General features: G+C 68.4%; 23 protein-coding genes. 13 read left to right on the top strand and 10 right to left on the bottom strand.

The window, feature by feature from the left end; genetic code table 11:
- Positions 1-126: 126 nt before the first annotated feature.
- Both KY501_RS44365 and KY501_RS44360 read right to left on the bottom strand, forming a co-directional pair.
- A complete protein-coding gene (locus KY501_RS44365; RefSeq protein ID WP_224370603.1) occupies positions 127-1,152 on the bottom strand; it encodes an S-adenosylmethionine:tRNA ribosyltransferase-isomerase in 1,026 nt (341 codons plus the stop codon).
- The gene (locus KY501_RS44360) at positions 1,149-1,874 is read right to left on the bottom strand and encodes an SDR family NAD(P)-dependent oxidoreductase (protein WP_224370602.1); all 726 of its coding nucleotides are present in this window, start codon (positions 1,872-1,874) and stop codon (positions 1,149-1,151) included. Before KY501_RS44360 ends, KY501_RS44365 begins: the two co-directional genes overlap by 4 nt.
- 182 nt (positions 1,875-2,056) lie before the next feature.
- On the opposite strand from KY501_RS44360, the gene KY501_RS44355 reads away from it, so the two are divergent.
- Positions 2,057-3,625, top strand: coding sequence for a TlpA family protein disulfide reductase (locus KY501_RS44355; protein WP_224370600.1), 1,569 nt, complete (start codon positions 2,057-2,059; stop codon positions 3,623-3,625).
- 31 nt (positions 3,626-3,656) lie between these two features.
- On the opposite strand, the gene KY501_RS44350 is transcribed toward KY501_RS44355, so the two are convergent.
- The gene (locus tag KY501_RS44350) at positions 3,657-5,225 is read right to left on the bottom strand and encodes an AHH domain-containing protein (protein WP_224370598.1); all 1,569 of its coding nucleotides are present in this window, start codon (positions 5,223-5,225) and stop codon (positions 3,657-3,659) included.
- 118 nt (positions 5,226-5,343) lie between these two features.
- On the opposite strand from KY501_RS44350, the gene KY501_RS44345 reads away from it, so the two are divergent.
- The gene (locus tag KY501_RS44345; RefSeq protein WP_224370596.1) at positions 5,344-5,907 is read left to right on the top strand and encodes a helix-turn-helix domain-containing protein; all 564 of its coding nucleotides are present in this window, start codon (positions 5,344-5,346) and stop codon (positions 5,905-5,907) included.
- 6 nt (positions 5,908-5,913) lie between these two features.
- Here KY501_RS44345 and KY501_RS44340 read toward each other — a convergent pair whose 3' ends face one another.
- Positions 5,914-6,759 (bottom strand): ATP adenylyltransferase family protein, encoded by an 846-nt coding sequence (locus KY501_RS44340; protein ID WP_224370594.1) that lies wholly within the window; start codon positions 6,757-6,759, stop codon positions 5,914-5,916.
- A gap of 37 nt (positions 6,760-6,796) precedes the next feature.
- On the bottom strand, positions 6,797-7,396 hold the full coding sequence (locus KY501_RS44335) for a 2OG-Fe(II) oxygenase (protein WP_224370592.1): 600 nt from the start codon (positions 7,394-7,396) through the stop codon (positions 6,797-6,799).
- A 61-nt stretch (positions 7,397-7,457) separates the two neighbouring features.
- On the opposite strand from KY501_RS44335, the gene KY501_RS44330 reads away from it, so the two are divergent.
- Positions 7,458-8,072: a DUF4230 domain-containing protein gene (locus KY501_RS44330; RefSeq protein ID WP_224370591.1), complete on the top strand. Its 615-nt coding sequence runs from the start codon at positions 7,458-7,460 to the stop codon at positions 8,070-8,072.
- A 21-nt stretch (positions 8,073-8,093) separates the two neighbouring features.
- Here KY501_RS44330 and KY501_RS44325 read toward each other — a convergent pair whose 3' ends face one another.
- Positions 8,094-9,122 carry an Rpn family recombination-promoting nuclease/putative transposase gene (locus KY501_RS44325; RefSeq protein ID WP_224370589.1) on the bottom strand — a complete coding sequence of 343 codons (1,029 nt, stop codon included), beginning with the start codon at positions 9,120-9,122 and terminating at the stop codon, positions 8,094-8,096.
- A gap of 156 nt (positions 9,123-9,278) precedes the next feature.
- Here KY501_RS44325 and KY501_RS44320 point away from each other — a divergent pair, with 156 nt between their 5' ends.
- Positions 9,279-9,842 (top strand): histidine phosphatase family protein, encoded by a 564-nt coding sequence (locus KY501_RS44320; protein WP_224370587.1) that lies wholly within the window; start codon positions 9,279-9,281, stop codon positions 9,840-9,842.
- A 9-nt stretch (positions 9,843-9,851) separates the two neighbouring features.
- Here KY501_RS44320 and KY501_RS44315 read toward each other — a convergent pair whose 3' ends face one another.
- On the bottom strand, positions 9,852-10,769 hold the full coding sequence (locus tag KY501_RS44315; RefSeq protein WP_224370585.1) for a LysR family transcriptional regulator: 918 nt from the start codon (positions 10,767-10,769) through the stop codon (positions 9,852-9,854).
- A gap of 114 nt (positions 10,770-10,883) precedes the next feature.
- Here KY501_RS44315 and KY501_RS44310 point away from each other — a divergent pair, with 114 nt between their 5' ends.
- A complete protein-coding gene (locus tag KY501_RS44310) occupies positions 10,884-11,912 on the top strand; it encodes a zinc-binding alcohol dehydrogenase family protein (RefSeq protein ID WP_224370583.1) in 1,029 nt (342 codons plus the stop codon).
- Between the two features lie 8 nt (positions 11,913-11,920).
- Here the strand turns inward: KY501_RS44310 and KY501_RS44305 are convergent, their stop codons facing one another.
- Both KY501_RS44305 and KY501_RS44300 read right to left on the bottom strand, forming a co-directional pair.
- On the bottom strand, positions 11,921-13,168 hold the full coding sequence (locus KY501_RS44305) for a tetratricopeptide repeat protein (RefSeq protein WP_224370581.1): 1,248 nt from the start codon (positions 13,166-13,168) through the stop codon (positions 11,921-11,923).
- Between the two features lie 26 nt (positions 13,169-13,194).
- Complete coding sequence (locus KY501_RS44300) at positions 13,195-15,246, bottom strand: response regulator (RefSeq protein WP_224370579.1); 2,052 nt, start codon at positions 15,244-15,246, stop codon at positions 13,195-13,197.
- A gap of 123 nt (positions 15,247-15,369) precedes the next feature.
- Here KY501_RS44300 and KY501_RS44295 point away from each other — a divergent pair, with 123 nt between their 5' ends.
- The 6 genes from KY501_RS44295 (at position 15,370) to KY501_RS44270 (ending at position 20,262) form a co-directional block, all read left to right on the top strand.
- Entirely contained in the window at positions 15,370-16,161 is a 792-nt protein-coding gene (locus tag KY501_RS44295) for a DUF2270 domain-containing protein (protein WP_224370577.1), read from the top strand.
- 155 nt (positions 16,162-16,316) lie between these two features.
- Positions 16,317-17,318 carry an isocitrate dehydrogenase (NAD(+)) gene (locus tag KY501_RS44290; RefSeq protein WP_224370575.1) on the top strand — a complete coding sequence of 334 codons (1,002 nt, stop codon included), beginning with the start codon at positions 16,317-16,319 and terminating at the stop codon, positions 17,316-17,318.
- A 42-nt stretch (positions 17,319-17,360) separates the two neighbouring features.
- Positions 17,361-17,903 (top strand): glutathione peroxidase, encoded by a 543-nt coding sequence (locus KY501_RS44285; RefSeq protein ID WP_224370573.1) that lies wholly within the window; start codon positions 17,361-17,363, stop codon positions 17,901-17,903.
- Positions 17,903-18,460: a peroxiredoxin family protein gene (locus tag KY501_RS44280; RefSeq protein ID WP_224370571.1), complete on the top strand. Its 558-nt coding sequence runs from the start codon at positions 17,903-17,905 to the stop codon at positions 18,458-18,460. The genes KY501_RS44285 and KY501_RS44280 overlap by 1 nt, the downstream gene beginning before the upstream one ends.
- Positions 18,461-18,543: 83 nt before the next feature.
- Positions 18,544-19,239, top strand: coding sequence for a glutamine amidotransferase-related protein (locus KY501_RS44275; RefSeq protein WP_224370569.1), 696 nt, complete (start codon positions 18,544-18,546; stop codon positions 19,237-19,239).
- A 12-nt stretch (positions 19,240-19,251) separates the two neighbouring features.
- Positions 19,252-20,262 carry a hypothetical protein gene (locus KY501_RS44270; protein WP_224370567.1) on the top strand — a complete coding sequence of 337 codons (1,011 nt, stop codon included), beginning with the start codon at positions 19,252-19,254 and terminating at the stop codon, positions 20,260-20,262.
- Here the strand turns inward: KY501_RS44270 and KY501_RS44265 are convergent.
- Positions 20,174-22,315, bottom strand: a complete 2,142-nt coding sequence (locus KY501_RS44265; RefSeq protein ID WP_373691716.1) for an ATP-binding protein — start codon at positions 22,313-22,315, stop codon at positions 20,174-20,176. The two genes, KY501_RS44270 and KY501_RS44265, sit on opposite strands and share 89 nt — an antisense overlap.
- A gap of 570 nt (positions 22,316-22,885) precedes the next feature.
- Here KY501_RS44265 and KY501_RS44260 point away from each other — a divergent pair.
- Together KY501_RS44260 and KY501_RS44255 are read left to right on the top strand one after the other, a co-directional pair.
- Positions 22,886-23,869 (top strand): hypothetical protein, encoded by a 984-nt coding sequence (locus tag KY501_RS44260; RefSeq protein ID WP_224370565.1) that lies wholly within the window; start codon positions 22,886-22,888, stop codon positions 23,867-23,869.
- A 93-nt stretch (positions 23,870-23,962) separates the two neighbouring features.
- Positions 23,963-24,787, top strand: a complete 825-nt coding sequence (locus KY501_RS44255; protein WP_224370563.1) for a phytanoyl-CoA dioxygenase family protein — start codon at positions 23,963-23,965, stop codon at positions 24,785-24,787.
- The last annotated feature ends 3 nt before the right edge of the window (positions 24,788-24,790 follow it).

Below are 24,790 nucleotides of genomic sequence, written 5' to 3'. Positions count from 1 at the left end.
CTTTTACAGCCCGGCAGTCATGAATAACCCGGTCTTTCGGCCGCCTGCCTGCTCATGCTCCTTTCTTTTCAATGGGTTGGCGTTACAAACACAAAATCATGGGTTTTCCCTGTGTGGAATCCGGGTTCACGGGGAGAGAATGAGCGAGGAATCCCCGAATTCATGGCCGAGGTATCCGAGTTTTTCCGCCATTTGGACGGCCTCGCGGAGCAGTGGGAGCGGCGCGAAGGCCTGGAGGAGCATGTAGTGGCTTGTGGTTGGATCATGAACGCCGGTGAGCAGGCCATCCACCACTCGCGGAACGAAACCCGGTCCCATGAGCAACTCGGTTACACCCTCGCCTGGGGTGAGAGTTCCGCCAGCCTGGAGCGCGCGTCCTTCGAGCGCCCGCACCACGGTGGTGCCCACGGCGACGATGCGGCCTCCCGCGGCGCGCGTGGCGAGGATGGCCTCCACCGTGGAGGCGGGGATGTCGAAGCGCTCCGGGCGTGGGAGCGCGGCATCCAGCGCGGCGTCGCCGGTGGAGGACAACCCGGCGGCATGGGTGAGCGAGGCGAAGCGCACGCCCCGGCGCCGCAAGTCGAGCAGCACCTTCCATGTCAGGGGCAATCCGGCGGAGGGGGCTTCGGCGGCCCAGGGGCGTGCCGCGTACGCGGTCTGGATGTGCCAGAGCGCGAGCGGCCCCGCGAGGTACGAGTACTGGACGGGACGGCCGGAGCGGTACAGCCCGGTCCAGAGCGCGGCGCCCTCGGCATCGAAGGCCACGCGGAGCAGACGCGCGGAGAGGGGCAGCACCTCCACCACTCGCGCCGTCAGCGAGCCCAGCACGAGCCGCGAGCCCGGGAGCAGCGAGGGCGGAGCAGGACGATCCTCGGTGCGCATGCGCCAGTCTCCAGCGCCGAAGAGGACCGCGGTCCAGGTGCCCTGCTCCTCCCGGGCGAGCAGTCTCAACTCGATGGGAGTGCCCTCCTCGGTGCGGCCCGGCAGCGAGGCAGGGAGCGTGGCCGCGTCATTCACGACGAGCAGATCCCCCTCGCGCAGCAGCTCGGGGAGGTGCTCCACCCGCCGGTCCGAGATGCGGCCCGTGCTGGGAGCGATGTGCAGGAGCCGCCCCGTCTCGGGATGCTCGCGAGGCCAACGCGCGGCGTTCATGCGGCCTCCAATCGCGAGGCCTCCAGGCGGCTGCCCGAGGGCACTGTCTCCGCGCGCTCCAGCAGCGCGGCGAGGCGGGTGGCCACGAGCTCCGGGCGCAGGAGCGTAGCGGGGTCCGCTTCGGGGATGGCGTCGCGGTGCATCTGCGTGTCCATGTCACCAGGGTCCACGTTGAAGAAGCGCACGCCGGTGCCCTGCAGCTCCGCGGCCCAAATGCGGCCCAGGTGCTCCAGCGCGACCTTGGACACGCTGTAGGCGCCCCAGCGGGGATAGGCGGACACAGCCGCGTCCGAGGTGAGGTGCACCACCACGCCGCCCCCGCGCATCGCCATGGCTCCGGCCACGGCCTTGGTGAGGCGGAAGGGGCCCACCAGGTTCACCTCCAGCACCTTCGAGAGATCCTCGCACGCGGTGTCGAGCAGCAGGGGCAGCGGCGTGGGCCCCAGCGTGCTGGCGTTGTGCACAAGCACATCCAGGGGGCCTACCAGCGCGGATGCCGCGCCGACCAGAGGGTAGATGGCTTCCTTGTCTCCCACGTCATAGGCGAGCGCATGCGCCACATGTCCCTGGGCGCGGAGGGCTGCCGCCACGGCCTCCATCTCCTGAGCGTGGCGCGCGACGCCCACCACCCGAGCGCCCTTGCGCACCAGCTCCTTCATGAGCGCCTCGCCCAATCCGCGGCTCGCGCCCGTGACCAGCACTGCCTTGCCTTCGAGCTTCATCGTGTCTCCTCCTGTGCTTCAAGAAGTACACGCCCCTGGCCGATCCATTGGCGTGGGTGCCAATGCATTGGCGGAATGTTCCTTCATGAGCGTGAGGACGGGCTGGCAGGCGAGCAAGGCTCCCGTCTTGAACCAGCCCCCTGACTGGGAAGCGCCCTCTGGCTGCTAAGCTCCACCCTGACGTGCCACTCGCCCGCCTGCTCGCGCTGTTCGTCGCTCTCCTGGCCTCTCAGGCCTTCGCGGAGCGCGCCCCCCTGTTCGACGTGACGGACATGGAGGGCCGCCGCTACACGTCCGGCGGCCTGTCCGGGAAGATCATCGTCCTGAACTTCTGGTTCAAGGACTGCCCGCCGTGCCGGGCCGAGCGTCCGGCGCTCAACCGCGTCGTCGCCCGGTATCAGGCGAACCCGGATGTGGTGTTCCTGGCGCCCGCGCTCGACGAGAAGGAGGAGTTGGAGAAGCACCTCCGCAAGAACCCGCTCCGCTACGCCGTCATCCCGGATTCCGAGGACCTGGCGGACGAGTACAGCGTCTCCGCCTTCCCCACGCATGTCATCATTGGCCGTGATGGGAAGATCCTCAAACGGTGGTCGGGCGCCATCGATGCGTTCCCCCGCCTCACGGAGGTGCTCGATGCGGAGACGCGTCCCCCCGAGGCCACCCGCCCCGGCAAGCCTGTGGTCGCCCACTCCATCGACATCGGCGCACTTTGGGAGCCTCCGCTCCTGGTCCGTCCCGAGCAGCCCACGCGCGGCTCGACGGTGAAGGTCTATTACTCGCCCCGCTCCCTGCAGGAGCCCGCCGAGGCTCGGATCGCCTGGGACGTGCATGGGGACTCCTCCTTCACCCAGGGCGTCGCGCCCATGCGGACGCAAGGCGTGCTGCTCTCCTATGAGCTGAAGCTCCCCGCGGATGCGACGCTCGTCCACCTGCGCGTCCTGTCTCGCGAGGACCAGCGGATCCTCGAGTACACGCTGCCCGTCTTCGACGAGGAGGGACAGCCCGTGCGCAATGCCTTCATCCAGTTGGGCGCGTGCGACATCCCGCTCTCCGACGAGCGAGAGCTCGAACATCACCCGGACAATCCCTTTGCCCTCCTGGCGTGGCAGGAAGCCCAGGCGGAGCTGCCTGGAACCTCTCCGGAGGTGGCTCGCGAGCAGATCCTCGAGTTGCTGAAGACCGCCCGAGGCAATGGGCTGGAGCTGCTCGCTGTCACCGTGGATGCCCTGCTGCTGGCACGGGACTTCAAGACCGTGCCCCAGGTGCTCGACACCCTGGTGCTCATCGATCGAGATGCGTTCCTCACGCGCCGGACGCTGTCCCGCCTGCTGACACAGGCTCCCAATGAGGGTTGGAGGCAGTGGTCCCCAACGCTCCTGCCGTGGGCCTGGAAGGTGCTCGCCGAGCGGGATGACATCTGGAGCCGCCTCGCCGCGAGCCGGAGTACCGACGGGCGCATGGACGCCGTGGCCGCGGAGAGGATCTGCACCTCCTGGCGGAACGCCGAGCCGGACAATCCGTTCGCCCATGACTGCCTTGCCCGGGTCCTGGAGAAGCAAGGCCTCTCACGCGAGGCCCTGGCCGAGAGCCGGGCGGCGATCGACGCAGCGAGTGATGGGAAACTGCTCCTGTACCGGCCCGGAGGCTGGAGCCATGCGGCCAGGGACGAGGAGGAGCTCTGGGCGCGGCATGCCCGGTTGTCACTCGAGGTGCGCGACACTGCCGAGGTCGCTGGCGCGGCGCAGCCCTGAAGCTCCCGGAGTGGCTCCGCGGCAGCTTCGCCTACCAGGTCACGAGGCTGCTCAACGGTGTGTCGGGCGTGCAGAGCTCGGTGCCGATCCGCCGGAGTGCCATCCTCAGCACGGCCTCGCAGGTCTCCTCATCGCCACAGCCAGCCAGGGTAGCCCGCAGGCGCTGGAAGATCTCCCGGTGGTACTCCTCCGAGTGGGGAGAGGCATGGTCCTTCAGGTAGATCAGGTTGGCGCGATCCCTCAGGCTCATTCCCGCGCGGTCGAACAGCTCCTCGAATCGAGGCGTCCACGGCCCGCCCTCATCCGTCTCGCTCTGGCGCGCCATCGAGGCGATGCGGTGTGGGGTCCCCCCCTCCTCCTCGCTCGCGACGCAGAGGCTGGTGGGTTCCGGCTGGTGGTCCTCCTCCTGTGGGAACACGGCAGCTCTCGGCGGCTCGTGCCAGGAGCCCCCTTCGCAGGCCAGGAGACGATTAAGCACCTGGAGGTCGGGGGTCTTCCCCTCGCCGCGGACGCGGGTCTCGATGCCGAGGTTGAGCAGCTCCATCCAGAGGCGGATGACGAACGCCCTCTGCTCGTCCGTCTTCACGATCTTCTCCAACTGGTGCTCGTTCTGGAGCAGGGACAGACTCAATTCGAGCCCCAACCGATGGGACAGCGCCTCGACGACGTAGCGCTGCTCCGGTCGCGCGCGGGCCAGCAGTTCGAGCATGGGGTGGTCATAGATCGCGCTCTCGTCCTCCTCGCTCGCCTTGCGCTGCAGCCAGACCTCCGAGGTCGATACGGGAAAGTCGGTGGTCTCCCCATCCACCTTCGCGAAGGCGTGGGCCTCAGCGAAGCTGACGCGCCCATCATGGTCGTAGTCCGCTGATTGCACGGGCTGCCCCACCCGGCTGCGTCCGCTCAGACCGGCGAAGAAGCTGGAGCTGTAGTCGCGGTAGTCCGCCTCATCCACCTCCGGAGTACAGCCCACGGAGGGGCGCTCCTTCACCGTCGCGAAGAAGCCGCAGCGGGCCTGCGCGGCCACGGGCTGCTGGGGATCTCCGCCTTGATAGATGAAGTTGGCGAACGAGCCGGCGAAGCACTGGGACATCACCGCCACCACGGGCGCATCGGGCGAGAGCCGATCCAGGGCTCGGGCCAGGGTGCGCACGCTCAAGGAGCGCTCGTCCCACAGCATCAGGTAGTTGTTGTTCGAGTTGTCGAAGTTCAGGCCGCCGTGCCCGGTGAAATAGAGGAACACGGGCCGCTGGGGCTTCTCCCCGAGCGTGCGGCCCAGCCACTCCTGGAAGCTCGCGCGCGTCGAGGGGCCCTTGAGGTGAGGGATGTCCGGCGCCTTGAAGCGCACCTGCTTGTCCGCATCCAGGTAGCGAACGGTCTGCTCCCCGTCATTGCCGTTGGCGAAGTAGAGGGACGCGGCCGCCGGATCCATGCCGAACGCCTCCAGCGTGCGCTGGAAGTAGAGCGCGTTCTTCTCCAGGGCGATCTCGTTGTGCTCGGGCTCGCCGCCGCCGCCCAGCACCAGGATGTTGTAGGTCGGCTCGGCCGCAGCGCCGCCGAGAACCCAGGCTCCCAGAACACCTGCCACCAGATTGCTGACCATGAGGCCTCTCGCCGCTGGCCAGGAGCATGCTCCATCCGCCCCCGCTTTCCCAGCGGGGGGGCCGGGCCGAAGGCTCATGAATTGGCGCGGGTGTCAGGCCATTGGCAGAGTGGGTGGCATGAGCGGTGACGAAGAGCTGGCAGGCCGGCTGGCGCGCAACATCAAGGGGCTGCGAGAGGCTCGGGGAGCGACCCAGGCCCAGCTCTCGAAGCTGGCGGGGATTCCTCGGGCGACGTGGGCCCACCTGGAGTCCGGGGCGAGCAACCCGACGCTGGCGGTGCTCCACCGCGTGGCCAGTGCGCTCCAGGTGTCGTTGGAGGAGCTGGTGGCCCGGCCTCGGGCCAGTGCCCGGCACTACCCTCGCGAGAGCCTGCCGGTGCGCCAGCGTGGGGCGGGGATGCTGCGCAAGCTGCTGCCGGATCCGCTGCCAGGGATGGAGTTCGACCGGATGGAGTTGCCGCCACGGGTGCGAATCACGGGCGTGCCACACACCGCGGGTACCCGGGAGTACCTCGCGTGCGAGGCGGGGCAGCTCGTGCTGGTGGCCAGCGGTGAGCGCTTCGAGCTGCAGACCGGGGACGTGGTCGTGTTCCGAGGGGACCAGAAGCACTCGTACGAGAACCCCGGGGACAGGACGGCGGTGGGGTACTCGGTGGTGCTGCTGGCGCCTCCGCTGACGTGAGCGGAACTACGCGCCCGAGCTGCCCGTCACGGCGCGCAGCAGTGACATGGGGCCTACGGCGCGAACGCGCTCGAGCTGCTCGCGGTTCTTCACCAGCAACGAGCCAGCGAAGGCGAGCGAGTTGAGCGAGATGGACTCGAAGGTCTCCTGGGTGCGCGGCACCACGAGGGTCCACTCGCGCGTGGCCAGGAGGTTGTAGGGCGTTCCCGGCTCCTCGCAGCCCACCTGGCGCAGGAGGTCTCGATAGAGGGCGTGCGCCTGAGCTGGATCCTTCAGGGGTGGCCCCAGTGCATGCCGGAAGGGCAACCGGCCTCGGGCGATCGCCTCGTCCATCGGGGTGCGTAGCCCACCGGGATCCAGCGGGACGGGGACGAGTTGAAGGTGTTTGTGGGGCTGACTCGCACCCGCGAGGCGCCCACCATTATAGAAGGCGAGCGAATCGAACTCGGCCATGCAGGTGAGCAGGGCGTCGAAGTCGGCGGGGGTGAGCAGGGAGTCCTGGTCTTCGTAGGCCTGGGTGACGAGCAACAAGTGGTAGTCGAAGACGTTGAACTTGTTGAGCAGGCACGCGTGCGCGGGCTGCACGAGCGAGACGAACAAGTCCTCCTCATAAGGAGGGAGGAAGGGATTCTTCGGCGGCTTCCCATCGGGAGGGGGAGCGGCCTTGGCCTTGCGCTCCAGGTTGGAGACGACTCGTACGAGGAAGGGGACGCCCTCGTGCTCGACGTGCTCCACTTCCGTGCGGATGGGCACGAGTGCGCCACTGGCAAGAGCATGGGCGGTGCGCTCGACAATGGCGCGCCAGAGGGTTCCTCGCTCGAAGGTGGGAGACGGCTCGACCATGAGTCTCATCGTAATCCCGCTCCATTCCAGAGGGGCGTTGGGAGCGTCAAGCCGCGTCCCTTCCATAGTACCAGGCCGTGAGCGCGAGCCGTGGCGCGTACGCCGGGAGGACCTCGTGCTCCAGCCGCTCGCTGAGAAAGATGACCACCCGGTCCAACGTGGGCGCCACCTCGAGCGTCCCATCGTCCAGGAAGAGCCGGAGCTGCCCTCCGTGCTCCGGCCGCCAGTCTGGGTTGGCGTAGTAGATGGCCGTCACGCGCCGGTTGGACTGTCCGGGGAAGGCGTCCCGGTGGCGCACGTAGCGCGCTCCGCCCCCCGGGTAATGGGCGAGCTGGAGATCGAAGCGCCCGAGCCCCAGGTAGGCGCTCGCGGAGAGTGCGTCGCCCAGCTCGACGAAGGCATCCCACAGTGAGCCCAGGGCCGTCCCGGGTGCCGGAGTCACCCAATCGATGAAGTCGCCGCGGACGGCGGTGTCCTCGGTGCGGTTGGCTCCGCGCCGGATGCCCGCGGGCTTCAGGCTGCCAGCCTCGGCGCGCTGCCGGGCCTCGACATGGACGGCGCGTGCCCGCTCGGGCCCCAGGAAGGCGTCCCGGATGAAGAAGCCCTTCGTTCCCAGCGCAGCAATCTCGTCGTCCTGGAGCTCCATGTGTTCACCCCGCACCGTGCCTCAGAGCGGGGGCGCTGTCAGCCAGAGTAGACTGGAAGCCATGGGGAACGTCCTGCGCATCCTGGGCTTCATTGGTGCCGTGGCGCTCGGTGCGCTCGGCACGTTCTTCTTCCTGCGCGCGGAGGAGCGGAAGTTGCCCGACCCGCCGGCGCTGGTGCTGCAGATGCGCGAAGTCACCCGCCTGGAGACGCTGGATGTCTCTTTGTACAAGAAGGTGACCTTCAGCCCCGAGCCTGCGGCCACGGATGCGCTGTGGAAGGACGTCATCAACTGGGCTGCGTACTCGCTCCACACGCCCCGAGGCCGCGCGATCGTCTTCGCCGACGTGCACCTGGGCTATGACTTCCAGCGCGTCGATACCTCGTCCCTGCGGGTGACAGGGTCGCGAGTGGAGGTGGTGCTGCCACCGGTGGAGGTGAAGGTGGAGCTGCGACCCGGGGAGACGGAGATCATCGACTCCAACCTGAACAGCGAGCAGACCGCGCAGTTGCTGGAGCGGGCGCGCATGGCTTTCGAGCGCGAGGCCAGCAACGACGCGCGGCTGAAGGAGCGTGCGCGTCAGTCCGCCGAGCGCTCCTTGCGAGGCCTGTTCCTGTCGCTGGGCTTCACCGAGGTGCGCTTCGTGGACCAGCTGACGAAGGCCTCCGCGGGCTGAGAAACCTGCGCCCAGTCCCCTTCACTGAGCCAGGGGGTCCAGGACGTCCGAGAGGCGAGTGGCCTTCAGGGCCAGGTCGAACCATCGATCGAGTGTAGCCAGGTCCGCACAGGAGAGGATGCGTCGCTGGGACTCTTCGTCGACCTCCACGCCCCGCGCCGCGAGAATCCGGAGCACGCCCTCCGCCTGGACCTCTGCTCGGCCCAGCGCTCGCCCCTCCTCTCGCCCCTCAAGCCTGCCCTGCTCACGTAGATGTGCATCAACCATCTTCGAAAGAATATCCATGACTTCCTCCGACCGCTGAGCACCTACGACCGATTTTAACATACCCACCGTGGCTGCCCGTGCGGACTCATGCCCGACCAGGAACAGATAGCCGAAAACGGCTTTCAGTTCCTCTACACCCTGGCGCGCGACACGCACCTGAATGAACAGGTCTCTCCAGCTCGACAGTTGCTCAGCGAGTTCCTTGGAACGCCCATAACGCAGCGCCAGGAGCGCAAGCCGGACTAGCGGAGATCCCGGGCGCGACATGAGCGCCTCCGCTCGCTCGACCGTCAAGTCATCCACCCGATACTCAAAATGGGGCGCGAACGATCTCCAGAGCCCCTGCTGCGACTCTTCCCCCGGCACGTCGAAGAGTTCCTCCACCCGGCGAGGAGCGCTCCAGGAACCGTCGGGCCCATGGTACAGAACCAGGGGAATGACCACGGGCAGCAGCACACTGCCCGGGTGTGACTTGCGCCAGTTCTCCAAGTGGCGCACCACGTATCGGAGCATCCGCAGAGCCATCCACCGGTCCACCGAGGACTGGTGCTCCAGCAACAGGTAGACCAGCAGCGGCTGTCCCCCGGCGAGGCGCGCGGAGAAAAGCAGATCGGTCTCGGTTTCCCGCAGTTCCGGATCAATGACGGAGCCGGACTCCCTCCGCAGGCTCGACCAGTCCACCTGGGCGACGATATTGGGAGGCAAGGCAGCGCGAAGCTCGGCCTCGGCCCGCTCGGGGTTCTCGAAGGTGAAGCGGACAAAGAGGTCATGCGGACCAGACATGGCGCACAGCCCTGAGCACAAAGCGGGCCAACACATCCTTCACAGCGGGGCTCCGTCCAGCACCGTCCACCGCGCGCGACTCCCGTCTCACCCGGGAGACGGTTCCCCTCAATGAATGACGAGCAGCCCTCGCAGGCTCACCTATGCTCCGCGACCATGTTCGACTTCAGTGCCTGGACCCGGCTGCTCGCGTTCCTCCTCGTGGCGCTCATGGGCTGCGCCGCGAAGCCCTCAGCCCCGCCCAAGTCCACAGCGGCCACGACGGTCTTCATCGTGCGCCATGCCGAAAAGGATCCCACGCCCGGACTGGCCGATCCCCCCCTGACGCCAGTGGGCCAGAAGCGAGCCGAAGCCCTGCTCGACGTGCTGCGGACCCAGCCCATCTCCGCCCTGTACACCACCGACACGACCCGCACCCGCGACACCCTCGCGCCTCTGGCCCAACTCCTGAAGATCAAGCCGCAGGTCTACGAGCCCAAAAACCCTGCCCCGCTGGCCAAACGCCTGCGTGAGCAGCACCGTGGTCAGACCGTCGTCATCGTGGGGCACTCCAACTCACTGCTCTCCTTGTTCGACGCGCTGGGCGCTCCCCGGCCCCTGTCCGAGATGACCGACGCGGACTACGACTACCTGTTCGAGGTAACGATCCCTCCCGAGGGCACACCTTCTGTTCGAGTCAGCCACTACGGCGCTCCCGCGCACAAACCTGTGACTCCGTGAAGATGCGGCTCACGGAGCGCGACGCCGGCCGAAGGCCTCCTCCAGTGCCTGGACGAAGTGCCGAACCTTGGCCGGCACATACGGAGCGGGCGCGTAGATGGCGTACACATGGCGCTCGACCGGAACGAAAGGTTCGAGCACGGACTCCAGCCGCCCGGCCCGCAGGTCCTCCTCCACCAGGTAGTACGGAAGGTCCGCAATCCCCAGCCCCCCGAGCGCCGCCTGCCGCAAGGCCAGGGTGTTGTTGAGGTGCACTCGTCCCGCGATGCGCACGGGCGTGGCATGTGACGCGCCCTGCGTGGCTCGGAGCCGCCACGTGTCCACGGGCCGACCCGTGACGAAGATGAGGCAGTCATGGTCCGCGAGCTCCGTGGGCCGCCGAGGCTGGCCTCGCCGTTTCAGATACTCGGGAGACGCGCAGAACACCCTGCGATCCTCATCGAGCCGCCGCGCCACGAAGGTGGCCGGAGGCTGGGCGGTGATGCGGACCCCGAGGTCCACTCCCTCCTGGAGCAGATCCACCTGCCGATCCGAGAACTCGGCATGCACCGCGACCTCGGGAAACCGGCGCTGGAAGGTGAGAATGACAGGCATCACCCTCACCTGCCCCAGCACCGTGGGTGCGGTGATGCGCAGCGTGCCGCGAGGCATGTCCTCCCGGGCCTCGAACTCGCGCTCGATGGACTCGATGACCTCCAGGGCCACGCGGGCTCGCTCGCAATAGCGCGCGCCCGCCTCGGTGAGCTGCACGCGGCGAGTGGTGCGGTGCAGCAGCCGGGTCCCCAGCCGAGCCTCCAGGCGCGTCACCTGCTTGCTCACCGCGGAGGAGGTCAACCCCAACTGCTTCGCTGCCGCCGTGAGAGAGCCTGCGTGCGCGATGGCCACCAAGACGGACATCCCATCGACGGCTTCCCGGTGTTCGACCATTCGTGAATTCTATTCAAGAGTCTTCGTCCCCGGTCGGTCTTTTTCATCCGCAAGGAAAGACGCAGATTGGTGTTCACGAAGGTGATGGCCTTCGAGCCACTTGGAGAACCTCACATGCTCAACACCCAGACCCGGACCGCTGCCTCGACCGCTGCTCCCCAGCTCGCCACGATGGAGGCCCTCATCGTCAGCTCCACCGACACCAAGCGCTTCGAGTCCGTGCGGCGCGATGTCCCCACCCCGGGGCCGAGGGACCTGCTGGTCGAAGTAAAGGCCGTCTCCGTCAACCCGGTCGATACGAAGGTGCGCGACCGGCGGCCCGGCCGGATCCTCGGCTGGGATGCCTCGGGAATCGTCCAGGCCGTGGGCTCGCAGGTGACCCGGTTCCGCGTCGGGGACGAGGTCTACTACGCCGGAGACATCACCCGCGAGGGCACCAACTCGTCGCTCCACGTCGTGGATGAGCGGATCGTCGGCCGCAAGCCGCGCTCGCTCGACCACCTGAACGCCGCCGCCATTCCGCTCACGGCGCTTACCGCCTGGGAGGGCCTGTACGAGCAGCTCGACGTCAAGGAGGGCGGCACGCTGCTCGTCATCGGCGCGGCGGGTGGCGTGGGCTCGCTCGCCGTGCAGCTGGCGAAGCGGTACTCGAAGATGAAGGTCATCGGCACGGCGTCACGCGGCGCCTCGACCGAGTGGGTGAAGAAGATGGGCGCGGATCATGTGGTGAACCACCGCGAGAACCTGCCCGCGCAGCTCAAGGCGCTCGGCTTGGACAACGTGCAGTACATCTTCTGCTGCAACGGCACGGACATGCACTTCGAGGCGATGGCCAACCTCATCGCTCCGCGGGGCCGCATCGTCTCTATCGTCGAGCCGGCGCAGCCGCTGCCGATGGGCTCGCTCTTCTCGAAGAGGGCGAGCTTCTCGTGGGAGTTCATGTTCTCCAAGTCCATGTACCAGACGCCGGATATCGAGTCGCAGCACGACATCCTCAACCGCGTCGGGGAGCTGTTCGACAGCGGCGTGCTGGAGACGACGCTGACGGTGAATGCCGGCAAGCTGACGCCGGCCTCGCTCGCCGAGGCCCACCAGACCGTCGCTTCCGGAACGATGCTCGGCAAGCTCGCGCTGAGCCTGTAGTCCTCGCGCTACAGGCGGGAGAGTCCTTCAGAGGTGAGCCGGAACAGCCCCGGAATCCCATCCGGGGCATGACCGAGCCGAGCCAGCGCCTCGCACTCCGCCGCGTCCGACTCGCGGCACACGAGCGCGAACTCGCGCCAGCCCAGGTTCACCCGCAGCGGCCCCTCTCCCACCTGGAGGGCCAGGCGTTTCCGCTGTTCGGCGGTGAGCAGCCGGGCTCCGTCATGCCCATCTCCCTCCGCCACCGCCCAGAGTCCGCTGAACGTCTCCGCCAGCCGCACCACGCCGCGGTCCACCACCACCGGCCGCACCGGTGCCGACTGCGCTTCCAGGTTGCGCCAGGCGGCTCCATCCACCGCCTCCACAGTCAGCCCGTTGGCTCCCAGCACCGACTCCGGCAGGTAGCGCACGTACTGCGCGTCCTCCAGCACGTAGAACACCTCGAGCCCCGCGGGGCCCGCGCGATGCAGCGCACCTACTGCCTGCGACTCGAAGCCCACGGGCCGCAGCACCGGGCGCAGCTTGTGCTCCAGCGCCACCGCATCGTCGCCCAGGCCCGCGCTCATCCCGCCGAGCTCCGCGGCCAGCTTCTCCACGTGCGCCGCCAGCCCGCTCTTCCCGCCTCGGTAGGCCCCGTAGAGCGAGCCCACGTTCACCCGGGCCACCTCGCCCCCGGCCAGCTTCACCAGCACGTCCCGCCCTTGCAGGCGGAACTTCACCCCCGCACGCCGCAGCGCCGCCGCCAGCGCCGCGTTGAACTCGGGGCGCAGCACCTGCTCCTCCGCGGGCGCATGCGCGGGCATCTCCACCGCCTCCAGCTCCTCCCGCAGGAGCCGAGCCTCCGCATCGAACGGATCCCGCTCCAGCACATCTTTCACGTACTGCTCGGCCCGCCCCTTCTCGCCCCGGCGCAGCGCCAGCACCGCCAGCACCTTCACCGCCTCAGGATCTCCCGGGTTGAGGACCAGCGCCTCACGCAAAACCTCCTCCGCGTCCCCGTGCCGCTCCAACCCAAGCAGGGCTCGCGCCAGCCCCAACCGGACCTGCAAGTCCTTCGGGAAGTCCCGTCGCAACCGTTCCAACAGTGGCAGCGCCTCTCGCTCCGCCTCCGCGTTGACGAGCGCATGCGCCACCGCCAACCACAGCGTGGGCCCCGCACTGCCCGATGCGGCCTCGCGCAGGGCCGTCAGCTCCGCGTCACTCAGGGCCTCGCCCGCCTCCACCTTGCGGCGAAGGCTCTCCAGGTTGGCGCTCACGAGACGACTCTAATCTCCTGAACCGCTCAATGGGTCAACCCATCGGGCCCAACCCCCTCCGGGCCCGCAGGGGGAGTCGAAGGCACCGCCTCAGCCGAGTGCGTATCCGACTGGCTGAGGAAATCATCCAGCGCCCCCACGTCGATCGGCTTGCGGAACACGGCATCCACCAGCGCGAGGTTGGCGCGGTTCTGCCCACGCACGTCCATACCGGTGACGATGGCCAACAGCGCCTCGGGCGTGCGCTTGCGCAGCTCGCGAGCCAGCTCCCATCCCGAGATGTCCGGCATCAGCGCATCCAGCAGCGCCGCGTCATAGCGGCGGCGCTCCCACAACTGCAGCGCCACCTCCGCGCTCTGGGCCACCTGGACGTCATACCCCTCGTCACCCAACACCTCCGCGAGCATCCGCGCGTTGTCCATGTCATCGTCCACCACCAGCACGCGGCGCGTCTGCTGGAAGCGGCGCGGGCCCGTCAGCTGCGCCTCGGCGTGAGCCTCCTCCTCATGGGCCGCGCGTGCCCTCGGCAGCCGCACCACGAAGACCCCGCCCTTGCCTCCCTGTGCGTTCTCCACCGTCAGCTCGCCGCCCCAGCGCTGCACCTGGGCTCGAAGCACCGCGAGCTGCAACGCGGCCTGGGGGGCCCCCGCCTCCCGGTTGAGCGGATCGAACATCCGCGACAACTCCTCCACCGTGTACGGCCGGCCCTGATCCTGGATGCGCAGCACGAGCCGCTCCGTCCCATCGGCCTGGGTCGTCAGCTCCAACCGTCCGCCCTGCTCCATCCGGTCCCGAGCCGCCAGCAGCAAGCTCACGACCAGCTCGCGCAGGAACCCCGCATCCGCCCGGATGGCTCCGGGGTCTCCCAGGTGCAGCTCCAGCGTCACAGGGTGCTCACCCCGCTCCAGCTCGCCGCGCGCCAGCTCCATGGACTCGCGCACCGCATTGTCCAGCGACACGTCCGAGAGCACCTCCTCGGTGCGCTGCACATTGAACTCCTGCAGCCTGGCCACCAGCTCGCCGATCTGCCCCACCGTCCGATCCAGAGCGTCCAGGTGCTCGGGCTTGAACTCGCGCCGCAGCAGCGTGATGCGCAGCCTCAGCACGTTGAGGAAGTTGTTGAGCGCATGAGCCGCTCCGCTGGCCAACTGCCCCAGCGCCTGGGCTCGGGTGCGCTGCAACAACCGCCCCTGCAGCCGGCGCAGCTCATCGTGGGCGTTCATCAACTCCTTGGCCTTCGTCGCCGCCTCGGTCCGATCCGTGAGCGTCTGGATGACGCCGGCCAGCTCGCCACCCTCCTCCCAGATGGGCGTGGCGCTCATCTCCAGCCAGGCCTCGCCACCACCGGGACGCTCCACCACCATCATCACCCCGCGCACCGGCCCGCGTTCCTTGATGGCGCGCATGAAGGGCATGTCCGTCACACGGAACGACTCGCCCGAAGGGTGGTGCGCCTTCACCTGCGCCAGCACCGGCACCAGCGAGTTCACCGCCCGGGCCCCCACCACCGAGCGCATGGGCACGCCGATGAGGCGGCTCACGGGCGGCGTGGCGAACGAGACGCTCCCATCCTCCTCGGCCAGCAGGATGCCCACGTCCATGTGGTACAGGATGGACTCCATCACCGCGGCCTCGCGGAAGCGCACCTCCTCCGTCCTCAGCACGCGCGCATACGAGGCCTGGGCCGACGCGTTCGCCTCCCCCACCAGCTCGGTGATGAACTCCGCCACCTCCGGCTCCAGCTCGCCCCCGTGCCGGCGGGTGTAGACGCGCAGCAGCACCTCCTCGAGCGCCTTGAACTCGCGCACGAGATCCTCGGGCTCGAAGCGCTGGTCGTACCGGAAGGCTCCGTGCGGACGCACCACCTCCGGCCAGAGACTCAGCACGTCGTCGGGCCGATCGGTGAGCAGGCGAGCCAGCTCGTCCAGCATCCGACGCAGCGGGGCGCGCAAGTCCCTGCCAGGCAGATCCAGCTCGTACAGTTCTTCCCGGAGGCGCTTGGCCCACAGGCGCGCCAGCCGCTCGCGCTCCTCATGGACCAGGGTGGCCAGGGCTTCGATGGTCTCGTTGGGCTTCACGTCAAGGCTGCAAGGTGGGCACGGCAGGCAACCATGGCCAGCCCGTGCAGGCAGGCAGGCGAGCCGCTCGGGCTCCGTCCCCTACGCAGGACCCACCGTGCCCCTTAACGTTGAGCGTCAGGGATGCGAGTCAACGAACGCGAAAAGAACGGGCTCGAGACGCTCACGCTCTCCGACTCGGCCATGGCGCAGCTCTACCGGGGCGAGCTGGGGCGCTCGGACAAGTGGCGCACGCGCCTGGACACCACCACCAACTGGGCGCTGACCACCACGGCCGCCGTCATCTCCTTCGGCTTCGCCAGCCCCACCAGCCCCCACGTGACGTTCCTGGTGGGCATCTGGATGGTGATCTCCTTCCTGCTCATCGAGGCCCGGCGCTACCGGTACTACGACTTGTGGAACCGGCGCGTCCGCCTCCTGGAGGACGGGTACTGGGCTCCCATCCTCCGCCACGAGCCGGTGGACCCCGACGCCCTGCGCGAGCTGGCCGCGGAGATGTCCCGCCCACAGATCCATCTGTCGCTGTTCTCGGCCATCTCCACGCGCCTCAACCGCGCCTATGGCCCCATCCTCATCGTCCTGCTGCTGAGCTGGTTCGTGAAGGTGTACAGCCACCCGGTGCCTCCCACGTCCTTCCGCGCCTTCGTGGAGCGCGCCCACGTGGGCCCCGTGTCCGGCGGTGTCGTGATGGGCATCATCGGGATGATCTCCCTGCTGGCTGCCTACCTGTTCGTCTCCTCGTACTTCGTCCGCGCGCCGCTGGGCGAGCTCCGTCCCCGGAGGCGCACCCGCCGCTCCGCCCTGCTGGAGTCGTTCTACCGCCCCTATGCCGTGCGCCGGCCTCGCCGCAGCCGCCCCCCGCAGGCCACTCGCCCGCCTGCCGGGACGCCTCCGCTCACGCCCCCGCCGAACTGAGGGCGGAGCCTGGATCCGCCTCCCCGTCCAGGTAGCGAAAGACCCTCTCCCCACAGCCAGGGACGAGGGCTCCTTGTGGCTCCCATCAGTCCCACCGCGAGGGAAGGCGTTTCCTCCTTCCGGGACCCGGTCTTTTGTGGCTTGAATCCGGCCCCATGGCGAATCGCACTGTCACGGTCATCAATGGCGACGGAATCGGCCCCGAGGTGATGGCGGCCACCGTCCGGGTCCTCGAGGCGCTCAAGCTGCCGCTCGAGTTCGAGTACAAGGACGCTGGAGCGGAAGTCATCGCCAAGTACGGCACCAACCTCCCGCACGAGACGGTCGAGGCGGTGCTGCGCAGCGGCGTGGCGCTCAAGGGCCCTACCGGCACCGTGGTGGGCGGCGGCATGCCGTCGGCCAACGTGGGCCTGCGCAAGCGCTTGGATCTGTACTCCTCGCTGCGCCCCGTGAAGAGCGTGCCCAACGTGAAGACGCGCTACGAGAACGTGGACCTCATCGTCGTGCGCGAGAACACCGAGAGCCTCTACGCCGGCCTGGAGCACATCATCGTCCCCGGCGTCGTCGAGTCGCTGAAGATCATCACCGAGAAGGCCTCCACCCGCATCGCCCGCTTCGCCTTCGAGTACGCCAAGAAGAACGGCCGCAAGAAGGTGACGTCCGTCCACAAGGCCAACATCATGAAGTTGTCGGACGGCCTCTTCCTGGACTGCACTCGCAAGGTGGGTCGCGAGTACCCGGAGATCCAGTACGAGGAGGTCATCATCGACAACTTCTGCATGCAGCTCGTCAAGGATCCGACGCGCTACGACGTGCTGGTGATGGAGAACCTCTACGGCGACATCGTCAGTGACTTGTGCGCGGGCCTGGTGGGCGGCCTGGGCGTGGTGCCGGGCGCCAACATCGGCGAGCGCACCGCGGTCTTCGAGGCGGTGCACGGCACGGCCCCCGACATCGCGGGCAAGGGCATCGCCAACCCCACGGCGCTGCTGATGTCCGCGGTGATGATGCTGGACTGGCTGGGCATGGGCGACGAGTCCAAGCGCATGCAGAACGCCATCCAGAAGGTCTACACCGAGGGCAAGGCGCGCACCGGAGACCTGGGTGGCGCCGCCAGCACCCGCGAGTTCACCGACGCCATCATCGCGGCACTGTAGCCCGCGCTGAAACACCTTTCCGGCTCGGACGTCTGTGGGGACATGCGAAAACTCACCCTGCTGTTCACTCTCGCGGCGGCCACCCTGGGGACCGCTGCTCTCGCGGAGCCCGTCATGTCCTTCTTCGAATTGAAGACGAACCGCCTCAACGGCCAACCGGCCAACCTCTCGGACTACAAGGGGAAGGTGCTCCTGGTGGTGAATACCGCCTCCGAGTGCGGCTACACGCCCCAGTACGCCGGGCTGGAGAAGCTCTGGGGCGCATACAAGGACAAGAACGTGGTGGTGCTGGGCTTCCCCTCCAATGACTTTGGCGGACAGGAGCCGGGCTCGTCGCAGGAGATCGCGAAGTTCTGCGAGCTGCGCTTCAAGGTCTCCTTCCCCATGTTCGAGAAGGTGAAGACGAAGGGTGACGGCCAGTCCCCCGTCTACGAGTTCCTCGCGCGCAAGCACGGCGCGCCCAAGTGGAACTTCCACAAGTACGTGGTGGGCAAGGATGGCCAGGTGAAGGCCGCCTTCCCCAGCTCCGTCGAGCCTGACAGCGCCGAGCTGAAGAAGGCCCTCGACAGCGCCCTGGCGGAGTGATGGCAGGGCAGCGCGAGCTCCTCGGGAAGGCGAGGGACGCGTGGCATCGGGCCCGCCAGCGGTGGTGGATCCGCTGGGGCGTAGACCTGGCGGTGGCGGCCCTCTTGTTCCTCGCGGTGACGGCCTGGCAGACGCGCAATCTGCCCGGCGACGGGACGCTCGCGCCCGACTTCCAGCTGCGCACCCTCTCCGGAGAACAGGTCCGTCTGTCGGACCTGCGCGGCAAGCCCGTGGTGCTCGCCTTCTGGGCGCCCTGGTGCGGGGTGTGCAAGGCCGAGTCCTCCAACCTCTCGGCGGTGCGGCGCATGGTGGGAGACCGGGCCCATGTGCTCACCGTGGCCGTGGCCTACGAGGACGAGGCCGACGTGCGGCGCTTCGTCCAGGAGCAGGAGGCGGACTACCCGGTGCTGCTCGGAGAGTCCGCGCTCCCGCGCTCGCTCCGCGTCGACCGCTACCCCACCACCTTCATCCTCTCTCCCGAAGGCCGCATCGAACAGGCAACCGTCGGCTACACCACGCGGCTCGGCTTGCTGTGGCGGCTGTGGCGCGCCTCCTGAGCAGCCGGGCTTTTGTCTCGTGCGTTGGGGATCGCGATCGTGCTTTTCTGCCCGGAGCAGTCGAACTCCCGAGGTGACGGACGATGCGCGCGGTGGTCTTCGAGCACGATGAGGATACAGGCGTAGGGCTGCTCGGACCGGTGCTGCAGCAGGCGGGCTTCACCCTCGTGAAGCGCTTCCGGACGACGCGCCGCGAGGACGTGGACGCCGAGCTGGTGGTGGTGATGGGCGGCCACATGGGCGTGTACGAGGCGGATCAGCACCCCTTCCTGCGCGAGGAGATTGCCCTGCTCTCCGAGCGGCTCGCCAACGAGCGCCCCTGCCTGGGCATCTGCCTGGGCGCCCAGATGCTGGCGGCCGCCGCCGGCTCGGAGGTGTTCCTGGGCAAGAACGGGCTCGAAGTCGGAGCCCTCCCCGTGCGGTGGACCCAGGACGGACAGAAGGATCCGGTGATTGCCGGAGTGCGCCCCAAGACGGTGATGCCCCACTGGCACCAGGACACCTTCAAACCCGTGGAGGGAGCCACGCTGCTGGCCTCCACCGATCGGTACACGCAGCAGGCGTTCCGGCTCGGCAAGAGCTACGGCTTCCAGTTCCACATGGAGCTGGCCGCCGTGGACCTGGAGCGCTGGCTCAACAACTCCAGCGATGCGCTCACCCAGCGCGGCAAGGATGTGACGGAGCTGCGGACCCAGCTCCCCAAGCTGAAGGCCGCCGAGGCGGAGATCCTCGAGCTGCAGCACCGCGTCGCCCACCACTTCGCCAGATTGGTCCGCTGAGAGGAGCCGGACATGGCCACGGGCTGGCTGGGGACGCTGGGACTGGGGCTCACCTTGATGACCGCGGCCGCTCCGCCGCGAGTCGAGCTGCCGAAGGGGGTGTGCAGCCCACATGGGGCCTGCATCACCTTGCGCGAGCAGGAGCGCACCTCGGACGGAGCCATGGTCCTTCGCATGGAGGAGAAGCTGCCTCGCCGGTTGGAGGGAGCCTTCGGACAGTGGCTCGCCTGGCCCATGGAGCCCGAGCGCCAACGGCAGTTCGTCCTTCGCGCGGCGGACCTCCATGAAGTGCTGACCACCCCCGCGGGCCACTTCGAGCTCTTCATCCCCGCGCTGACCCTTGTGCGCCGCACGCCTGCCGAGGCTCCCGCGCCGCTGGTCCATGTCTCCTTCGATCCGGCCGAGAAGGGCCCCTTGAAGGCGGTCGTGAACGAGGTGGTCGCTGCCGCCGAGACACGCGGCCTGCTCACCCCAGAGCAACAGCAGGTCCTCACGGCACGACAAAAGGCGCTCGAAGGACGGCTGCCCGAGCTGGTGCGCACGATGGAGTCCTTCCGCGCGCGCCCAGCGGACCCCAAGATGCGAGAGACCTTCCTCGCGACCCTGCTCGCCTTTCCGGGCGAGGAGCTGGACCTGGGCTCGCGAGCCATCGCTCCCGAGACCTTCCTCACCGCGGCCCAGCGCACCGCGCTGCGAAAGGCGGGCTATGAGGTGGAGGGCCGACGCTGGCTGGAATACTCCGTTCCCACGGGGCTCGCATACCGGCTCCACGTCCAGGCCTGCTCGCTGGAGCAACTCGTGCGCGAGTGGAACGCCGGGCTGCGCGGGCCGGGCACGGGCATCGAGGACCTTCCCCGCCCCGGGCTCGAGTTCGACCGCGCCCATCGCCACGATGACGTCAGCTTCACCCTCGAGGTGCACAACGACACGGGCGTCACACGGATGGAGCAGGTCCTCCAGAAGCTGCTCTCGTTCCCTGGCGTGCGTCGGGCTCCAGGACCTCCCCTGCCGCCTCCGCGCTGAAGGCGCCACGGGCTTTCGGCTCCTGCCCCGAGGCCGCGCGCAGCCGCATGACGAGTCCTCGCAGGACGGGATCCGCGAGGGACTCCGGCTCCTCCTCCTGCTCCGCGAAGCGGGCCTGAGCGGCCTCATGGCCGCCCCGCACGGCCTCCACCGCGTCACAGGCGGCCAGCAGATTCTCCTGTTCGAGCACGAGCCGGCGCAGCGCCTCCGCGCCTCCAGCTCCACGCACCTGCCCGCGCAGGCGTCCCGCGAGCGCGACGTGCCACTCCGCATGCCTCGCCACCAGCGCAGCTTCGCCGCCCAGGGCCTGAAGCCGCTCGGCGGCGTACTGGCGAATGCTCTCGTACATCATCAGGCGCCCTTCGCCGCCGGGCCCGTCCACCTCCTGATCTCGCACGAGCGAACGGGCTCGCAGTGACTGGAGCACCTCCCTCACGCTCGCGGATCCGGGAGGCAACTCGAGCACCGCCTCGGCCGCCTCCAGCGTGAAGCCCCCGCGGAACACCGAGCACTGAGCCAGCACGGCCCGCTCGGCCGCATCGAGCAGGTTCCAGGACCAGTCGATCGCGCCCCTCAACGTGGCCTGCCGCCCAGAGGCATCCCGCCGTCCGCTCCTCAAGAGCTCGAACCGGCGCGACAGCCGCTCTCGGAGCTGGCCCACACCCAGGACTCCCGTGCGCGCCGCCGCCAGCTCGATGGCCAGGGCAATACCGTCCAGCCGGCGGACGATCTCCACCACGTGTGGAGCCTCCTCCACCGTCAGCTCGAAGTGCCCCCGCACCTCCCGCGCCCGCTGAACGAAGAGGCGCACCGCCTCCGAGCGGGCAATCACCTCCAGCCGCGTCTCCCCCGCCGCTGGCAGCGGCAGCGGCCCGAGATCCATCACACGCTCCGCGGTCAGCCCCAGCTTCTCCCGCGTTGTCACCAGGAACCGCGCGCGAGGCGCGAGCACCCGCCAACGCTCCAGAGCCCCCATTGCAGCGCGGGTGGCCTGCTCCAGGTTGTCGAGGATGATGAGCACCTCGCCAAAGTCATTCAGGGCCAGGCCCAGCGACTCCACCCGATCTCCCGCCTCCTCCTCGCGTGCCAAAGAGAGGCCCAGTGCCTGGGTGACAGCGAGGCAGAGCGCGGCCGTGTCCCGCACCTGCTCCAGCTCGCACAGCCACACCCCACCTTCCCAGGCACACGACTCCTGCTCCAATCCCCCCAGGTAGGTCGCCAGCCGCGTCTTCCCCATGCCTCCCGGACCCAGCAGGGTGACGAGCCGACTCCCTTCACGGAACCACCGCCGCAGTGTCTCCAGCTCGGAGCTCCGGCCGATCAGATCCGACTGCACCGCGGGCACGTTGCCCTGCCGCTCGCGAGGCGCCAGCGGCATGCTGAACCGGCGCTCGGACAGCGCCGTGGGCAGCACCTCCACCAGCGAGACAGGACTGCCGAGGCCTCGGAGCCGGAACGCTCCCAGCGGGCGAACCGCGTGCGGGCCCAGCTCCTCCTCGGAGCTCCGCGACCAGGCCTCACCGCTCACCAGCACCTGGCCGCCATGCCCCGCCGCCACCACGCGCGCCGCCGTATTCACCGCGCTGCCCAGATAGTCCACCCGGCCACCGCGCCCCTCCACGCGCAGCTCCGGCTCGCCCACGTGCACGCCCATGCGGACCCGGAGGCCGCGGTGCAGCAGGCCTCGAGGCCCCAATTCCTCCGCCGCCTCGGGCTGCGCGAGCAGTTCCTCCGGCCACGGGGCCTCCAGCAACGCCTTCTGCGCCTCCAGGCACCAGCGCACCGCGCGCCCGGCGGACGCGAACGCGACCATGAAGGAGCCGCCCTGGGTCTTCACCTCATATCCACCGTGCCGTTCCAGCAGCCCGCGAAGCACCTCTTCCTGGAGCTCCAACGCCTTCCGCATGGCCACGGCACAGCGCTCCCAGAGCCGGGAGGCACTCGGCACGTCCGTGAAGACCAGTGCCACCGTCCCGGCCGGAGGCTCGACGCAGCGCGAGGGGCGCACCGAGTCCACAACTCCCTCCTCTGATGATGAAGACACCTCACCCATCGCCCGCCCCCACCTCTCGTCCTGCCGCAACAGAGGTATTGCCTGGGAGCACCCCGCGCACCTGCCCTGCCACATCAACCGTTGAAAGTGATCACACTCCGCCACACACCGTGTGTGGGACTCCCCAATTTCCCTGCGGTGCGCTCAACACTCCCCAACCCCTGGGACGAGGAGGAGTGTCAGCCAGGCGAAAGCCGCGGCAGCTCGAACCCGTACGACGACTGCCTGCTGGACCGCGGCGCCTGCCCGTGAACTCCGGCTCGGGCAGGTAACCGGCAAACCACTGAAAACACATGGCGGGAGAGTGGGATCCGTGTGTCCTGGTACTGGGTCAGCTCACACCCTCCGTGTACCTGAAATCCAACGTTCGACCCCTCTGAGCTCCCGTTTACCGAGAGCTGGGTCACCAGAGCTTCAACTGGTTCACGGATTACCCATGTACCCCTAGCTTTCTCGGTTTTTGGTAATTACCTTATTTATAGGCTTTCGCTGCGATTACCGCGATTGCCTGACTCAGGAGCTTTTCCGACTGCACCTCACTTCGACTCACCCAGCGCAGGAGAGGGACACATGCAGACGACACAGGCCAGCCAGGAACTCCACCTCCAGAACGGAACCTGCGAGCAGTCGCATCCCCCCCTGAAGTCGCATGTGGTTCCCCCCTTGCTGATGCTGGTGGTGTCGCTGGCCACCGGCTGCGGCCTGGCGGAGGAGCCCGGCTCCAACTGGGAGCCCGAGAACCAGCTCCAAGAGGTGGAGGCGGACAACGGCCTGTCCGTCAACGGCCTGTCCGTCAACGGCCTGTCCGTCAACGGCCTGTCCGTCAACGGCCTGTCCGTCAACGGCCTGTCCTCCACCAGCTTCCAGTCGTGGTTCCAGGGCAACACGGCGCAGACCGATACCGTGATGCGCTACCTGGTGCTCTGCGCGGCGCCCGAGGGCCAGACACTCGTGTACACGGATCCCAACACCGGGAAGACGTACACCTGGGGCGGTGAGCTGGGCCTGGCTCCGGGCTGGGCCAGCGGCCTGCCGGCCACGGTCGCCGAGCAGCAGGTCGTCTCCGCGTGCCTGGCCGCGCACGTCAACAAGTACGGCGCGCACATCTCCATCTCCGTGCTGGGAGCGACGGGCGAAGGGAAGACCATTCCCTATAACTCGCTGGAGCTGAGCACCCACTCGCGCCGGGAGGCCTGCCTCTTCGGCAACCTCTTCTCGGGCCAGGGCATCTATGTGGGCAACGATGGGGGCGCGCTCACCGACAGCCAGAGCTCCACGCGCGCGTGCACCCTCGGGGGCCTGGGCACCTCCCGCGGCACCGACTGCGGCCCGCTGGTGCAGGTCGGCACCTGCGACACCTACTGCACCCTGGATTCGTCGGGCACCTACTACACCTCGTGCACCTACAACGGCGTCACGTACCAGCCGCTCACCACCCGGCTCAGCCCCCAGGACATCTACGAGTGTGGCGACGGCATCTGCCAGCTCACCGAGAGCTGCGGGACGTCGAACAAGTACAACAGTTGCCAGGCGGACTGCGGCTCCTGCAACTGAGCCCTCTGCCTCCTGTTCGCTCCGCCCGGAGCGCTGGGCCGCTTCTCCCTCGTGTGCGTTCGCGGTACGGTCCTCCGCCTCAGGGGAGCGAACATGAGCAGGGCCGACGACTTCCAGAGACAGGGCTACCTCGTGCTGCCGGGCTTCGCTTCGGCGGAGGCGTGCGACGCCCTGAAGGCTCGGGCCGAAGAGCTGGTGGCCGGCTTCCAGCCGGAGAAGATCTCCATCTTCACCACCCACGAGCAGACGCGGACTTCAGACGAGTACTTCCTCTCCTCGGGAGATCAGATCCGGTTCTTCTTCGAGGAGGGCGCCTTCAAGCCGGACGGCACGCTGCGCCAGGACAAGGCGCTGTCGATCAACAAGATCGGCCACGCGCTGCATGACCTGGAGCCACGCTTCGACCGGTTCTCCCGCGCGCCGGAGCTGGCGGAGCTGGCGCGAGAGCTGGGCGTGAAGCAGCCGCTGCTGCTCCAGTCCATGTACATCTTCAAGCAGCCGCACATCGGCGGCGAGGTGAACAGCCACCAGGACTCGACGTTCCTCTACACGGACCCACCCACGTGCCTGGGCTTCTGGTTCGCGCTGGAGGACGCCACGCTGGAGAACGGCTGCCTGTGGGCACTGCCCGGCGGCCACGCGCTGGGCCTGAAGAAGCGCTTCGTGCGCGCCCCCGGAGGCGGCACCGCCTTCCGGGTGTTGGACTCCACGCCGGTGCCCGACAAGGGCTTCGTCCCGCTGGAGGTGAAGAAGGGCACGCTGGTGGTGCTCCATGGGCTGCTGCCCCACAAGAGCGGAGCCAACACCTCCCCGAAGAGCCGCCACGCGTACTCGGTGCACCTCGTCGACGGCACGGCCAGCTATCCCGAGGACAACTGGCTGCACCGCTCACCGTCCATGCCCGCGCGCGGCTTCTGACCC

Source organism: Hyalangium versicolor (assembly GCF_020103695.1).
Classification (GTDB): Bacteria; Myxococcota; Myxococcia; order Myxococcales; family Myxococcaceae; genus Hyalangium; species Hyalangium versicolor.
This window is presented reverse-complemented; position numbering and strand designations above follow the sequence as displayed.